General features: G+C 53.1%; 15 protein-coding genes. 12 read left to right on the top strand and 3 right to left on the bottom strand.

The window, feature by feature from the left end; translation table 11 throughout:
- Positions 1-57: 57 nt before the first annotated feature.
- Entirely contained in the window at positions 58-894 is an 837-nt protein-coding gene (locus LQV63_RS22825) for a flagellar motor protein MotB (RefSeq protein WP_233698423.1), read from the bottom strand.
- Positions 887-1,678 (bottom strand): flagellar motor stator protein MotA, encoded by a 792-nt coding sequence (gene motA / locus LQV63_RS22830; RefSeq protein WP_233698424.1) that lies wholly within the window; start codon positions 1,676-1,678, stop codon positions 887-889. The genes LQV63_RS22825 and motA overlap by 8 nt, the downstream gene beginning before the upstream one ends.
- Positions 1,679-2,026: 348 nt before the next feature.
- On the opposite strand from motA, the gene solA reads away from it, so the two are divergent.
- The 12 genes from solA (at position 2,027) to LQV63_RS22890 (ending at position 13,018) form a co-directional block, all read left to right on the top strand.
- Positions 2,027-3,223, top strand: coding sequence for an N-methyl-L-tryptophan oxidase (solA, locus tag LQV63_RS22835; RefSeq protein WP_233698425.1), 1,197 nt, complete (start codon positions 2,027-2,029; stop codon positions 3,221-3,223).
- A 107-nt stretch (positions 3,224-3,330) separates the two neighbouring features.
- Positions 3,331-4,452, top strand: coding sequence for a sulfonate ABC transporter substrate-binding protein (locus tag LQV63_RS22840; RefSeq protein WP_233698426.1), 1,122 nt, complete (start codon positions 3,331-3,333; stop codon positions 4,450-4,452).
- Positions 4,453-4,474: 22 nt separating this feature from the next.
- On the top strand, positions 4,475-5,386 hold the full coding sequence (ssuC, locus tag LQV63_RS22845) for an aliphatic sulfonate ABC transporter permease SsuC (protein WP_019421154.1): 912 nt from the start codon (positions 4,475-4,477) through the stop codon (positions 5,384-5,386).
- Positions 5,387-5,428: 42 nt separating this feature from the next.
- The gene (locus tag LQV63_RS22850) at positions 5,429-6,232 is read left to right on the top strand and encodes an ATP-binding cassette domain-containing protein (protein WP_233698427.1); all 804 of its coding nucleotides are present in this window, start codon (positions 5,429-5,431) and stop codon (positions 6,230-6,232) included.
- Positions 6,233-6,285: 53 nt separating this feature from the next.
- Complete coding sequence (locus LQV63_RS22855) at positions 6,286-7,539, top strand: acyl-CoA dehydrogenase family protein (protein ID WP_233698428.1); 1,254 nt, start codon at positions 6,286-6,288, stop codon at positions 7,537-7,539.
- A 651-nt stretch (positions 7,540-8,190) separates the two neighbouring features.
- Positions 8,191-8,943, top strand: a complete 753-nt coding sequence (locus LQV63_RS22860; RefSeq protein ID WP_233698429.1) for a nucleoside phosphorylase — start codon at positions 8,191-8,193, stop codon at positions 8,941-8,943.
- Between the two features lie 74 nt (positions 8,944-9,017).
- The gene (locus LQV63_RS22865; RefSeq protein WP_019421159.1) at positions 9,018-9,614 is read left to right on the top strand and encodes an ECF transporter S component; all 597 of its coding nucleotides are present in this window, start codon (positions 9,018-9,020) and stop codon (positions 9,612-9,614) included.
- 27 nt (positions 9,615-9,641) lie between these two features.
- A complete protein-coding gene (locus LQV63_RS22870; RefSeq protein ID WP_019421160.1) occupies positions 9,642-10,409 on the top strand; it encodes an energy-coupling factor transporter transmembrane component T family protein in 768 nt (255 codons plus the stop codon).
- Complete coding sequence (locus LQV63_RS22875; RefSeq protein WP_233698430.1) at positions 10,406-11,296, top strand: energy-coupling factor ABC transporter ATP-binding protein; 891 nt, start codon at positions 10,406-10,408, stop codon at positions 11,294-11,296. Before LQV63_RS22870 ends, LQV63_RS22875 begins: the two co-directional genes overlap by 4 nt.
- On the top strand, positions 11,289-12,086 hold the full coding sequence (locus LQV63_RS22880; RefSeq protein ID WP_233698431.1) for an energy-coupling factor ABC transporter ATP-binding protein: 798 nt from the start codon (positions 11,289-11,291) through the stop codon (positions 12,084-12,086). Before LQV63_RS22875 ends, LQV63_RS22880 begins: the two co-directional genes overlap by 8 nt.
- A 190-nt stretch (positions 12,087-12,276) precedes the next feature.
- Positions 12,277-12,549, top strand: a complete 273-nt coding sequence (locus tag LQV63_RS22885) for a hypothetical protein (RefSeq protein WP_233698432.1) — start codon at positions 12,277-12,279, stop codon at positions 12,547-12,549.
- Positions 12,550-12,724: 175 nt separating this feature from the next.
- Positions 12,725-13,018 carry a hypothetical protein gene (locus tag LQV63_RS22890; protein ID WP_019421164.1) on the top strand — a complete coding sequence of 98 codons (294 nt, stop codon included), beginning with the start codon at positions 12,725-12,727 and terminating at the stop codon, positions 13,016-13,018.
- Positions 13,019-13,026: 8 nt separating this feature from the next.
- On the opposite strand, the gene LQV63_RS22895 is transcribed toward LQV63_RS22890, so the two are convergent.
- The gene (locus LQV63_RS22895) at positions 13,027-13,497 is read right to left on the bottom strand and encodes a GNAT family N-acetyltransferase (protein WP_233698462.1); all 471 of its coding nucleotides are present in this window, start codon (positions 13,495-13,497) and stop codon (positions 13,027-13,029) included.
- Positions 13,498-13,578 lie beyond the last annotated feature (81 nt).

Genomic DNA, 13,578 nt, shown 5'->3' on the forward strand with positions numbered 1-13,578 from the left:
TGATTTTATCGCATACGTGCAGGGCACCCTTATATGGAAATGCATGCATACATTGAGTTAGTTTCCGGCCGATTCGTTTTCGGAACCAGTGCCGCTTTCGCCGCTTACTCCGGGAGCCTGCTTGTCCGTAAATTTACGCAGTACAGATACCTCGACGCGGCGGTTCTTCGCCTTGCCTTCTTCCGTGGCATTGTCTGCAACCGGATGATATTCGCCCATCCCCACGGCCTTGAACAGCTTAGGGTCCATACCCGAACGCTCCAGAACGACCTTCATAAAGCTGAGTGCCCGCGCCGAGCTCAAATCCCAGTTGGATTCAAAGCGGCTGTTGCGTATGGGCCGATTGTCGGTATGACCGCTAATCACTACCTCATACCCTTGATACTTTTTCAGCATATCCCCAATGGTGAGAGCCAGCTGCTTCGAGTCCTTCTTCAGGCTCGCCTTGCCTGAATCATAGAGCGCGCTGTCTTTAATCGTAATCTTCAGCTCCGAATGATTCAGCTTCGTGTTGAGTTGGTCGGACAGCCCTTTGCTGGCAATATAATTGTTCAATTGGCTTTGCAGCTGTTCAAGCTGTTCCTGCTCATGCTTCGCCTGAAGCATATATTGCTCCTGCTCACGATTGCGGGATTTGGACGAGTTAGGTTCGAATTCGCCCGATCTGGAGCTGTTCGACCGTATGACCGCCGCTTCATCCAATATACCTACGCCGCCAGTGTTGAAGGCGACATTGAATGCCTGGCTCATCTGTTCGAATTTCTTCGCATCTACCGCGCTCATACCGTATAACACGATAAATAGGGCAAGCAGCAGTGTTAAAATGTCGGCATAGGGTATAAGCCAAGATTCGTCGACATGCTCTTCGTGAGGATGGCTGCGCTTCTTACTCATTGCGAGCCGCCTCCTTTAACCCCATTTCAGCACGTTCCTTCGGAGTCAAGAAGACAGACAGCTTCTGGTTAATGGCAATGGTCGATACTCCCGATTGAATCGACAACAATCCTTCTACCATCATGAGACGAATCTCGATTTCACCATGTGACAGGCGCTTCAGCTTATTAGCAATCGGGTGCCACAGCACATAACCGGTGAATATCCCCATCAGCGTTGCTACGAAAGCCGCTGCGATAGCCTTGGCCAGATGCTCCATCTCGGACATATCCGCCAGAGCGGCGATCAGCCCGATAACGGCGCCCAATACCCCCAGCGTCGGCGCATACGTTCCGGCTTGGGAGAAGATTAATGCTCCCGCACGGTGACGTTCTTCCGTCTCGTGGATATCTTCCATCAACACATCCCGAACGAACTCCTGATCGTTACCGTCAATAATCATTCGCATTCCGTTGCGAAGAAATTCATCGGGAATATCGTCAATATGCGACTCCAGTGCCAGCAAGCCTTCGCGGCGGGTAATGCTGGCCCATTCCATAAACATTTGAATCAGTTGAACTCGGTCGACGAGCTGCTGTTTTTTAAATGTCAGGCCAATGAGCTTCGGAAATTTCTTCAACTCTTTCATCGGGAAAGCAATGAAGAGCGAAGCCGCTGTACCGACAAAAATAATCATAATAGCGGCGGGATTCATCAGGTTTGATAAAGGAGCCCCTTTGAAATACATACCGACCGTAATGGAGACGATACCGAGAATAAGACCAACAATAGTAGATAGTTCCATGTTTCCCTACACACCTCATCCATGAGTATAATGTGCTTCCTGCGTCCCGCATTCGACAGCGTTCAACGGAATGCGCGAAAAAAATGATGCAATACACTTTTTATCGGCAAAAGAGGCTCAATATTTTAATACAAAACCACTTATAAGTTTCACGGAGGTCAATCCATTAATGAAAAACCCGCTGCGACATGAGGAATGACATGGGATAGGCCACTTTAACCATATCTCGTTCAGGAAATTTTTGATTGACATTTATTGAGCGAGAGCCATACAATAGCAGTTAAATACTTAGTAAATCGATCGGAATATATGTATATTGGAGAGACGAAGCGAAAGAGGTGTTTATACATGAGCAGGCTGTATGATTGCATCGTCATCGGAGCGGGATCGTTCGGGGCAAGCGCAGGTATGCATTTGGCACGGGAAGGAGCACGCGTGCTTCTGTTGGATATGTTTCACCCACCGCATGGGCGCGGAAGCCACCATGGAGACACCCGTATTTTTCGCACCGCATATACGATGGGCTCGGCCTATGTGTGCTTGGCGGAGCGCGCACGGGTGGGGTGGCTTCATTTGGAAGAGGAAGCGCGCCGTCACCTTGGGTTAATGCCGGATGCTGCGAACAGAGCGGGCAGCGCGGACGAACAGCCGGAGCTGTTCAAGCTCTTTCTGCCGACTGGAGTGATCAGTGTCGGGGATGCGCATAGCGAGGCGCTAGCCAACAAGGAAGCGAGCTGTGTCGCGAACGGGGTTGCTTATGAACGGTGGGATGATCGGGAAACGAAACGAAGGCTGCCGGCGCTGTACGTTCCTGCCCATTCTGAGGTTCTGTATGAACCGGAGGGCGGCGTATTATTCAGTGAACGGATTATTGAGAGTTATTTGAAGCTGGCCGAAGCATATGGTGCCGAATGGAAGCCGAATCATCCTGTGCAGCGTATTGCGACAGTGGGGAATGCGGTGGAAGTGTGGAGCGGGAATGAGCGCTTTGTCGCTTCCAAGGTACTAGTGACGACGGGAGCATGGCTTCCGCGGCTGCTGCCGTCTCTAGGTTTGCCCGTACAAGCGGAACGCCGCGCCGTCGCGTGGTTCGAGGACACGAGCGGAAGTTATTCTGCAGAACGGTTTCCCGCATTCATTGTTCATCAGAGCACAGATTCGGAGTATTACGGCCTTCCTTCGGTGCGCGGTTCCGGTATCAAGATAGGGCACCATCAGCAGGGACAGCCTTGGAACCCGGATGAAGAAGTCGCTCCGTTCGGCAGCTGCAGCGGTGAAGAACGGTTGCTCTCCGAATTCACGGCCCAGTCCTTCCCGGAGGCGGGGCGATGTATGCGCGGGGCTGCCTGCATGTACGAGATGACGCCAAGCGAGCACTTCATTATCGACAGACATCCCGACGAGCCAGCGGTTTGGTTCGCGGGCGGCGGCTCCGGACACGGATTTAAATTTGCCAGCGCTATCGGTGAAACGGTCAGTCGTTGGATGCTGCATGGGAAGCGGGAACCGGAACTTGAGACGTTTTCGCTAGTATGCACAAGGTAGAACAACACAAAAACATAAGTGAACAAGAGCAACCTGTTGACGATAGTATGGATCACCGGGAAGATAATAACCGATTAAGAAGGAGCCGGCGGGAGGAGTGTTTTTTTATGATTAAAAACCAATTTAATCTATCGGATAACTATAAATATGTAAATAGCAATGTGCGGGCGCGTTCAAAGCGGAAACGATTGTGGAAAGCAGGGGCGATCGGCACTTGGCTGCTCTTGATGGCCTTTGCGGCCGGCTGTGCTTCGGGTGCAGCCGGCTCGACGAGCGGAGCAGATGCATCCCCTGCAACTCCGGCAAAAGCGGATGGCGCAGCTGGAACGGGAAAGGTGATTCGCATTGGCTATCAGAAAGGCAATACACTGAACATTTTGAAAGTAAAGGGCAATCTGGATGAACGCTTAAAGTCAGAGGGTTATAAAGTGGAGTGGAAGGTATTCGCCGGTGGCAACTTCTTGCTGGAGGCGATGAGCAGCGGCAGCGTAGACTTCGGTCATGCGGCGGACGGATCCGGCGTGTTCGGGCAAGCGGGCAACAAGCCGTTCGTCTACGTAGCGAATGACCTCCCTAACCCGGAAGGGATAGGGATTGTGGTGCATTCCGATTCCGCCATCGAATCGATTGCCGAGCTGAAGGGCAAGAAGATTGCCGTCGCCAAGGGGGGCAATCACCACTATTTGGCCGTCCTTGCCCTCGAAAAGGCGGGGTTGAAGCTGGATGACGTGCAGTTTGTGTACGTGAAGGATGCATCGGAGGGGCGTGCGCTCTTTGAAACGAAACAGGTCGATGCGCTTGGCTCATGGGATCCTTTTTTCGCTGCGGTGGAAAATGATTTGAAGCCGCTCACGTTGACTGATGGGCAGGGATACTCGCCAAATCGGACCTTCTATTATGCCAATGAGCAATTTGCCAAAGATCATCCCGACTTGATTCGTCTCATTCTTGAAGAAATTCAGGAGGCGGATGAATGGGCGAATGAGCATAAACCCGAAGTTGTAAAGTTATTGTCAGATACATTAGGCATTGATGCAGATGCTATCGAGCGGGCCGTAGGGCGCCGCCAATACGGGGTGGAGCTGCTAAGTTCGGAAATTATCGCGCCTCAGCAGCAGTTGGCCGATACGTATCATCGCATCGGATTGATTCCAAGTCAGATACAAGTCGCTGAACGAATGCCAGTTGACGCGCCGTGGGCGAAAGACGGCCCGATTCAGAACAAATAGGCCGTATAAGGGGGAATGCTTCATGAACACATCAAAAGCACCTGCCAATCCCAATATTCAATCCGTTCAATCTATTCAAACAAATATAAATTTCGATAAATCGCCTCATCCAGAAAGTACGCTTGCGAATCATATTCATCCGCCGCACACACGCCGCAGCGCAAGCTGGTGGCGTAAAGGCGGAAATGCCTTCATTCCATGGCTGCTGCCCATATTGCTGCTTGCCGCCTGGCAGGCGGCTTCCGCGGCAAATATGCTCTCGTCGCAGCTGTTGCCGGCTCCTTCCACAGTGCTGCATACGCTCTGGACACTGACGCTAAGCGGAGAACTGGCTCACCACATGAGCGTCAGCCTGACGAGGGCACTGGTCGGATTCGTCATCGGAGGCGGTATTGGATTTCTGTTCGGCGTCTTGAGCGGCAGCTTCGACTGGTTCTATCGGCTGTTCGATACGTCGATTCAAATGATTCGCAACATACCGCATTTGGCGTTGGTTCCGCTCGTTATTATTTGGCTAGGCATCGATGAAGGCGCGAAAATATTTCTGGTTGCACTCGGGGTCATGTTCCCGATTTACGTCAATACGTATCATGGCATTCGCTCGGTAGATCAAGGCGTCGTGGAAATGGCAAAGGTGTATGGTCTGCGTTCCGCCTCCTTGTTCCGGCACGTCATTTTGCCAGGGGCGCTGCCATCGATCTTCGTCGGACTCCGCTATGCGCTAGGCGTGATGTGGCTAACCCTTATCGTCGCCGAGACGATCGCAACGGATGCGGGCGTCGGTTACCTCGCGATGAATGCGCGTGAGTTCATGCAGACCGACGTCATTATTTTAAGCATCGTGCTGTATGCAGCTTTCGGCAAAGCGGCGGATGTGATCGCGAAGCTGCTGGAACGGCGGGCGCTTCGTTGGAATGCGGCACATACATCATAACGTTCACGACGGTAAGCATACAGATGAAGGAGGGACGGACTTATGGGTATAAATGCAGCGCGTCCGTGGTCTGCCTTGTCGCCGAAGACTGGGGAGACTACGGTAGCAAAATCAGGTTCTGTGGCGGGAGCGGAACTACGAATAAACGGTGTCAGCAAATCATTTGGGGAGCAGCCTGTTCTGCATGAGCTGAATTTGACGATACAAGAGGGGCAGTTCGTAGCCGTGGTCGGTCGCAGCGGCTGCGGCAAGAGCACGCTTCTGCGCTTGTTGGCTGGATTGGAACTGCCGACCGCAGGCGGCATCACGATCGACGGAGAAGTGGTGAACGGGCTGCGTGAGAGCACGACGGTCATGTTCCAAGACAGCCGGCTCATCCCCTGGAAGACAGTCATCGATAACGTGGGGCTCGGATTGAAGGGAGACTGGCGGCCGCGGGCCGAAGCAGCGCTACGGCAGGTGGGGCTGGACAATCGTAAGCACACTTGGCCGAATACACTGTCCGGAGGGCAGAAGCAGCGTGTCGCATTGGCTCGTGCGCTCGTGCGCAAGCCCAAGCTGCTGCTCTTGGATGAGCCGCTTAGCGCGCTTGATGCTTTAACGAAGCTGGAGATGCAACAGCTCCTTGCATCGCTGTGGGGGACTCAGCGTTTTACGACGCTGCTCGTAACCCATGATGTCAATGAGGCGGTCCGTCTCGCCGATCGCATTCTGCTCATTGACCGTGGCCGCGTTGCCTTGGATGTCGTCAATGACATCGCTCGGCCGCGTCAGGTGATGGACACCGCCTTCGGCAAACTGGAGAAGCGGGTGCTGGAGCGAATATTTGAGGAGCAATCCGATTAGGCGAGCAGACGGGGAGCAGAGCATACACAGCAGATAAGCGGAGGTGAGCCGTGGTGGCAAAGGTGACAGAGGATGCGGGAGTACGAATCATTGAGGGACGAAAAGATGCGGCGGCAGGGAAGGTGTCTGGTGAGGAATGCAAGTTGAAGCGGGGACTGCAGCAGATTGACCGCATCGCAGAGGAGATGCGTGCAGATGCGCAGGAGCTCGACGAGCAGCACGGGATCCCGGTGCTGCATGTGGACTCGCTGCGCCGTATCGGGTATCCGGCGTGGAATGTGCCGGAGGAGTATGGCGGTCAAGGCATGCCGCTCACTGCGTGGCTGGCGGCGCAAGAGCGTCTCGCGCAGGGCAATCCGTCCGTGGCGCTCGGTATTGGCTGGCACATGGGCATCGTTCATGACTTGGCGGAGAAGCGGCCGTGGCCTGAGCCGATCTTCGCCGATATAAGCCGCCGCATTGTGGAAGAAGGCGGGCTCATCAACCGCGCGGCGATGGAGGTGGGCGGAGGCAGTCCTTCAAGAGGGGGGAAGCCGCGCACAACGGCGCAGCCGCTGGCTCAGGGCGGGTATGTGGTGAACGGACGTAAAACATTTACTACGCTTGCTCCGCTCTTGCAGTGGTTTATTGTGACGGCGACTGTCGAAGGTACGAACGATGTCGTCGATCTGATTATTCCTCGTGAAGCTGAAGGAGTGTCCATCGAGTGGACGTGGAACATGACAGGCATGCGCGGAACGGCTAGCCATGATCTTCTGTTGGATAATGTGTCAGTTCCAGAGGAGGCGCGAGTCATGCTGCACAGCTTGGAGGATGTTCGCAGGCCAAATCCATATCTGCTGCATATTCCAGCGTGCTATTTAGGCATAGCAGTGGCGGCGCGTGACGAGGCGCTGTCGTTCTCAACGACATACACGCCGCCTTCATTGCAGCATCCAATTGCCAAGACGGCCCATGTGGAGCGCCTGTTGGGCGAGATGGAGGTGGATTTGATCGCGGCAAGGCATCTGCTCTATGGTGTGGCAAAGGAATGGGAAACGAAAGGCTCGGAGCAGCCACCCCAGCGGCTTACGGATCTTGTTGCAGTGAAAACGTTCGTGGTGCAGACGGCGTTGACGGTCGTGGACAAAGCGATGCGCATCGTCGGCGCGCACAGTCTGAGCATGGATCATCCGCTGCAGCGCATGTACCGGGACGTTCGTTTCGGGCTGCACAATCCGCCGATGGAGGATATCGCGCTGCAGCAGTTGGCACGGCGTGCGGTACATGTGTGGGAGCAGGCGAAGCGGCAAAGTAACGGAGAGTGAAGGGCGAATGATGGGAAGGCAACGGTAAAAAAATAGTGTTGATAAGGGGGAATCGCCGCAGATTCTCCCTTTTTTCTTATTTAGAAATGTTTAAGTTATGCTGCTGGTTCCATACATTGCCGCACTCTCCCCTTCATTCAGAAGGCAGCCCTTCCTTTTAAAACGAAAACATACTGCCGGTCTGCCGTACGTTAGCCCTTAGCTCCATACTCCCACACAGTCAGGAGGGATAACGAAGGGGAACAGGTACATGCCGTGTCGTACGAGGGTATCATGCCATGAAACGGCCAATCATGACGGCAGTTCACAGAGCCGTCATTAGGTGTGCGGCCTACTGATGGAAGGGGAGAATGAAGCAAAGAGATGGATGAAGTGAAACACCGTCAGTCTGAAGGTGCTGCTGTTGCATGAACGGAGCAGTTCGTTATGATACAGAAACCAAAGAAAGCGCTATCAAAAAATACGCGGACGGGGATACTTGTTCTGTCATTTGGTAAGGGAAAACGATATATTTGAGGTGGGACCATGAAGCCTTCCGATTGGACCGAAGTAAGTTGAATGCTTCGAGGGCGCCCCTGACATGGGTAAGCTAGAAGGAGGAAGTGGAAGAAAGAAAATGGAAATAATTATAACAATTGGAGGAACGATAATATGCAATCGGTACAACCTCACATTCGTATCGGAACTCATATGACCCAAGCACGCTATGCCGTTCTTCCGGGTGACCCGAAGCGTGTCGGTGCGGTAGCCCATTGGCTGGATCGCGTCGAAGAGCTGACGTTCAACCGGGAATATCGCTCCATTCGGGGATGGATTGATGATGTGGAGGTGATCGTCATGTCCACGGGAATGGGGGGAGCATCTACTGGCATCGCCGTCGAAGAGCTGAATCGCCTAGGGATAACGACGCTTATTCGCATTGGAAGCTGTGGCGCGCTGCAGTCTGGCATACAGCTTGGCGATATCGTCATCGCAGCCGGCGCGGTGCGCGACGACGGGGCGTCTGCGGCTTACATTGATAAAGGGTATCCGGCCATTCCGGATCCGGAGCTGCTGTGCGCGCTGATGCATACTGCTGACGAGCTGAAGCTGCCATGGCATTGCGGCCGCATTCGCAGTCACGACAGCTTCTATACGGACCGAGAGGAAGAAATCGACCGCTACTGGTCAGGGAAGGGCATTTTAGCCGCCGATATGGAAACATCCGCATTATTTGTAATTGGAGGCTTGCGGGGAATGCGTACGGCATCCATACTTAATGTTGTGGTCGAGCACGAAGGCGACCTGGAGCAGGGCATTAACAATTTGGTGGCTCAGGAAGACGCATGCGCACTTGGCGAAGAGCGTGAAATCCGGCTTGCCTTAGAGGCGATTCGAGCGGATGCACAGCGCTTGGCGCGCTAATCAGATCAGGATACGGCATTACGGAAGCAACCTATATAATTAGTATCTAACTAAATGTTCTAGGAGGTATGATTATGTCCAAACGAAGTATGTGGTCGATCTCCACGGCAGCGCTAGTGTTGATTCCCGTAGCTGTCGGCATTAATTACATAGGGAAATTATTTGCAGGCGTGCTGAAGCTGCCGCTATGGCTGGACGCCATCGGGACGGTACTGTCCAGTATGCTGGCGGGGCCAGTTATCGGCGGGTTGTCAGGGCTAATCAACAACATCATTTACGGCTTAACTATGGATCCCATTTCATTCGTCTATGCGCTTACGAGCGTGTTCATTGGATTGGCAGCTGGGATTATGGCGCATAAAGGGTGGATATCAAGCTGGGGTAAAGCCGCTGTCGTCGGTTTGGTGGTCGGCTTGACGGCGGTCGTCATCTCCACGCCGCTCAACATTTGGTTCTGGGGCGGACAGACGGGGAACTTATGGGGCGACATCGTATTCGGCTATGTGCTTAATGCGACGAAGTCGGTATGGCTGGCTTCTTTCGTTGATGAGCTAGTCGTCGACCTGCCAGACAAATTGCTAACGGTGCTGGCCGCTTATGGCATATACCGCATGCTGCCGAAGAGTCTGATTCACATGTACAAAAATAATGACAACATTGAATCTCTATAAGGGCTTATTCAAAAAGGTGGGAAAAGCATGAAATCAATGAGCCTGTATGTTGAGCGGGAGTCTACGGTGCATCACATCGATCCCATTACGAAGCTTGTCTATATTGCTGCTGCCATCGCGCTGCCCATTATCTTGCCATCCTTACATACGGCCTGGATTTGCATGCTCATTAGTTTCGTCATCCTTGGTATGGGGAGGGTGCTGACACGATCGCTCCCCATTATCGGCTTCGTCGGCTTCATTTTGCTGACGGTCGTCATCATTCAAGGCTTCTTTCATGTTGGCAACGAGACGGTGCTATTCCGATTAGGCTCCTGGCCCTTCTATGAGGAAGGGCTCCTATTTGCCATGGGCATTACGTTCCGCGCATTGAATATTGTAGGGGCCTTCCTTATTCTCGTATTAACGACTAAGCCTTCTGACCTGGTGGAATCCTTAGTGCGCAAAGGCTTGTCTCCCCGAATTGGGTATGTGTTGAGTTCGGTGTTCCAGATTATTCCGCAAATGATGGCCACCGTGGATACGATTACGGATGCGCAGCGTTCTAGAGGGATGGAGACGGAAGGGAAGCTGATGACGCGCATTAAGGCGTTTCTCCCGCTTATCGGTCCTGTCGTGCTCAGCTCGCTCATAGATACGAAAGAACGGACGCTGGCGCTGCAAGTGCGCGGCTTCAACGTGAAGGGAAGCAAGACGTTCCTGAACGAAGAGAAGATGTACCGGTACGGTTCTGCCATGCGTTGGAGTATGCTGGCGATTGTGATCGGTGCCGTGATTTGGAGGGTGATCGCATGAGCCTCATTGAAGTGGAACATCTCAAATACCGCTACCCCGCGACAGAGAAGTTGGCGCTGAATGATATTTCACTGACGGCGGAAGCGGGTGAATTGATCGGTATTGTCGGGAAAAATACGGCTGGAAAGACCACCTTCTGCCAAGCGTTGGTCGGTCTGGTGCCGCACTTCTACAAAGGCGCATACGGAGGCAGCGTCCGCATCGGCGGCATGGATGTCAAGGAGAGCGGCGTGGACGAGACGATTCGCAAAGTTGGCATCGTCTTTCAAAATCCGTTCACCCAAGTGACCGGATCGAAGCTTACCGTGTACGAAGAGATTGCCTTCGGTCTTGAACATTTAGGCATCGCGAGACAAGACATGATGGAGCGTATTGATCATGCGCTGCATTTGCTCGATATTGAAGCGTACAAAGACCGCGCTCCCTTCGATTTGTCGGGCGGTCAGATGCAGCGCATGGCCATTGCAAGCGTCATCGCGATGCGGCCGCAGGTCATCGTGCTCGATGAACCGACGTCTCAGCTTGACCCGCAAGGGTCAGAGGAGGTGTTCCGTGCCATTCAAAGCTTGAGCCGCGAGGGCATAACGGTCATTTTGGCTGAGCATAAGATGGAGAAGCTTGCTGCTTATGCCGATCGGATCGCGCTGCTTCATGAAGGGATGCTGATCGATTATGATACGCCCTCCCGTGTATTTTCGCGCAGCGATTTGGCTGAGTACGGTGTAGAGGCGCCGATATACACACGAGTGTGTCAAGCGATTGGCTTCCGTATGCTGGATATGGATACGTATCCCGTAACGCTGGAAGAAGCGCAGGCGGCATATGAAGCGCAGCACAGCGCAATCTCGGCTTCATCACAAGAAGAGCAGGGTGGGCGTTATGATTAAAATACAGGATGTATGCTTTGGATATAACGAGGGACAGGACGTATTGCAAGGCTTGACGCTTGAGTTCGATCAGCGTACGACAGCCATCATCGGTCAGAATGGCGCTGGCAAGACGACGTTGGTCAAGCTGCTGAAGGGGCTGCTCAAGCCGACTGGCGGGGATATTTGGGTTGCTGGAGTCAATTCGAAGGATGTCACCGTGGCTCAATTGGCAGGCAAGATCGGATTGGTTTTCCAAAACCCGAATGATCAAATTTTCAAGCGCACGGTGTTGGAAGAAGTCATGTTCGGGCCCTTGAATATGAAGGTGGAGACCGCCGCTGCGAAGCAGCAAGCTTTGCAAGCGCTCGAAATGGTCGGACTGGCCGATCAGACTGATGTCAATCCGCACGATCTGGGGCTATCGGAGAAGAAGCTGATTAGCATCGCTTCGATCGTTGCCATGAATACCGACATTATCATTTTGGACGAGCCGACGATTGCGCAGGACGCTGCGGGGAAACGCCGCATCGCACAAATCATTGAGCAGCTGAGCCAAGAGGGCAAGCTGGTCATGACCATATTGCACGATATGGACTTTGTTGCCGCGCACTTTGAACGGACGATCGTCATGAACAGAGGAAAAGTAGTGCTGGATGACAAGACGAGAGAGGTGTTCTCTCATCAGGATTTACTGAGAGAGGCTTGCTTGGATACCCCTTACGTCACACAGCTGGGCAAGCAGTGGGGCTTGCCAGAGACGGTCTTAACTACTGAAGAGCTGATTTCCGCCATGAAGAGGCCGCGATAGCGCAGACATTATATTCTGTGTCACCGAACCAACGATAAGGAAGCACTTTGTCTGATTGCAAGACAGGGGTGCTTCTTTTTTCGGTCAAATATGGAACATCATTGTTTTCATCGTAAGGAACAACTTCTTCCAAGGCGGCTGCGTCAGGAGTAGAAAGGGACATTTCCATAGATATAGGAGGCAGGGAGAAATGAATATAAAAAGGGGACTGATCGCACTGTTGCTTATTGCGTCCGTAAGCATGGCCGCGTGCAGTTCTGCCACCACACCATCGCCGAACGAAACATCACCCACGCAGGGGGAGACGCAGGATAAAGCGAAGCAAGCCGATTCAGGGACGGCGGGTGCAGAACAACCGTCAACGGGCTCGCCTAATTCGGACAATGTAGACGATTCATCCACACCAAACCAGTCATCGAATCAAGACGACTCTTCGACACAGGTGGGCCAAGGACGTTTATAGTCCCGTGAAGAATGAAGCGGGCGAAGCGCTTAGCGTGAATAACGAGTTGACGTTGAAGTAACAAAAAAAGGCTCCGGAGCGCCCTTTTTTTGTCCAACATTCGAGCGAGACGGGGGACATGTGCTACAATACGGTTAAGTTAATTTGAGTTGATTTGAGGGGAGTTAGCAAGCAAATGGGCGTTGCATTCGGAAGACTATACAAAGACATCTTGGAAGAATTGACGGTGGCGGTCGGGCTTATCCCTGACGGATACACCTTCTTTGACATGACGGAAGAAGAGTGGACCGCACTTGGTGACACAGAACGACAGGAAGTGTTGGAAGCGCTCGCAGATGATGTGTTTTACGGATTGGGACAGGAGAAGCTGCTCTTTATCGGCAGCGGCAGTGTCCAGCATGATCCGAAGTTCCACATTATAGAAGTCGTGGTGGACAGTGAAACGGTGGCTACGATACAGCTGACTTAAATAGGGTGTTACCGCTCAGCCTCTTCAGCTAGCGGATCGAACACCATGCAGTAGAATTGTCCATGTCCGGTCGGAGTTGGCCGTTCATACGTATCGGTAATCCGAAATCCGGCTTTCTTATATGCGCGAATGGCGCGTTCGTTCCAAGTCAGCACTTCCAGATCAATCTCATCCTCTGGATGACGGCGGAGGGCTTCATCTGCAATGACTTGGACGAACGATGCGCCTTGACCTTGACCGAGCATATCGGGGCGCATGCCCAAGCCTAAGCGAGTGACGCCGACGAGCGGGAACAGCTGCGCGAACCCTGCAAGTTCGCCTGCCGTATTGGTAACGGAGACGTATTGGTCGCGTCGGATGTCAGGGTCGCCCATTTCTATGCCGAGCGCTTTCGTCTGATTCCACGGCAGGAAGCCGTACAGGTGATAGGGCGGCTCATATGTCCACGCGCAGATCTGTTCCGCATCTTCCTCTGTCATCGGGCGTACGCCGAATGGGGAGGATAAGGAATTGGGTGCAGCCGCATCTGGCTGAGGAGTTGGGCTGTCAGAATATTGGTC

The sequence above is a fragment of the Paenibacillus profundus genome, from assembly GCF_021369635.1.
In the GTDB taxonomy this organism is placed as follows: Bacteria; Bacillota; Bacilli; order Paenibacillales; family Paenibacillaceae; genus Paenibacillus_B; species Paenibacillus_B profundus.

What these genes read in the sequence shown, in the direction of transcription:
- LQV63_RS22840 (WP_233698426.1), top strand. Translation starts at nt 3,331, where the DNA reads ATGATTAAAAACCAATTTAATCTATCGGATAACTATAAATATGTAAAT.
- motA (WP_233698424.1), bottom strand. Translation starts at nt 1,678, where the DNA reads ATGGAACTATCTACTATTGTTGGTCTTATTCTCGGTATCGTCTCCATT.
- LQV63_RS22880 (WP_233698431.1), top strand. Translation starts at nt 11,289, where the DNA reads ATGATTAAAATACAGGATGTATGCTTTGGATATAACGAGGGACAGGAC.
- LQV63_RS22850 (WP_233698427.1), top strand. Translation starts at nt 5,429, where the DNA reads ATGGGTATAAATGCAGCGCGTCCGTGGTCTGCCTTGTCGCCGAAGACT.
- LQV63_RS22825 (WP_233698423.1), bottom strand. Translation starts at nt 894, where the DNA reads ATGAGTAAGAAGCGCAGCCATCCTCACGAAGAGCATGTCGACGAATCT.
- LQV63_RS22865 (WP_019421159.1), top strand. Translation starts at nt 9,018, where the DNA reads ATGTCCAAACGAAGTATGTGGTCGATCTCCACGGCAGCGCTAGTGTTG.
- LQV63_RS22895 (WP_233698462.1), bottom strand. Translation starts at nt 13,497, where the DNA reads ATGACAGAGGAAGATGCGGAACAGATCTGCGCGTGGACATATGAGCCG.
- LQV63_RS22870 (WP_019421160.1), top strand. Translation starts at nt 9,642, where the DNA reads ATGAAATCAATGAGCCTGTATGTTGAGCGGGAGTCTACGGTGCATCAC.
- solA (WP_233698425.1), top strand. Translation starts at nt 2,027, where the DNA reads ATGAGCAGGCTGTATGATTGCATCGTCATCGGAGCGGGATCGTTCGGG.
- LQV63_RS22875 (WP_233698430.1), top strand. Translation starts at nt 10,406, where the DNA reads ATGAGCCTCATTGAAGTGGAACATCTCAAATACCGCTACCCCGCGACA.
- LQV63_RS22885 (WP_233698432.1), top strand. Translation starts at nt 12,277, where the DNA reads ATGAATATAAAAAGGGGACTGATCGCACTGTTGCTTATTGCGTCCGTA.
- ssuC (WP_019421154.1), top strand. Translation starts at nt 4,475, where the DNA reads ATGAACACATCAAAAGCACCTGCCAATCCCAATATTCAATCCGTTCAA.
- LQV63_RS22890 (WP_019421164.1), top strand. Translation starts at nt 12,725, where the DNA reads ATGGGCGTTGCATTCGGAAGACTATACAAAGACATCTTGGAAGAATTG.
- LQV63_RS22860 (WP_233698429.1), top strand. Translation starts at nt 8,191, where the DNA reads ATGCAATCGGTACAACCTCACATTCGTATCGGAACTCATATGACCCAA.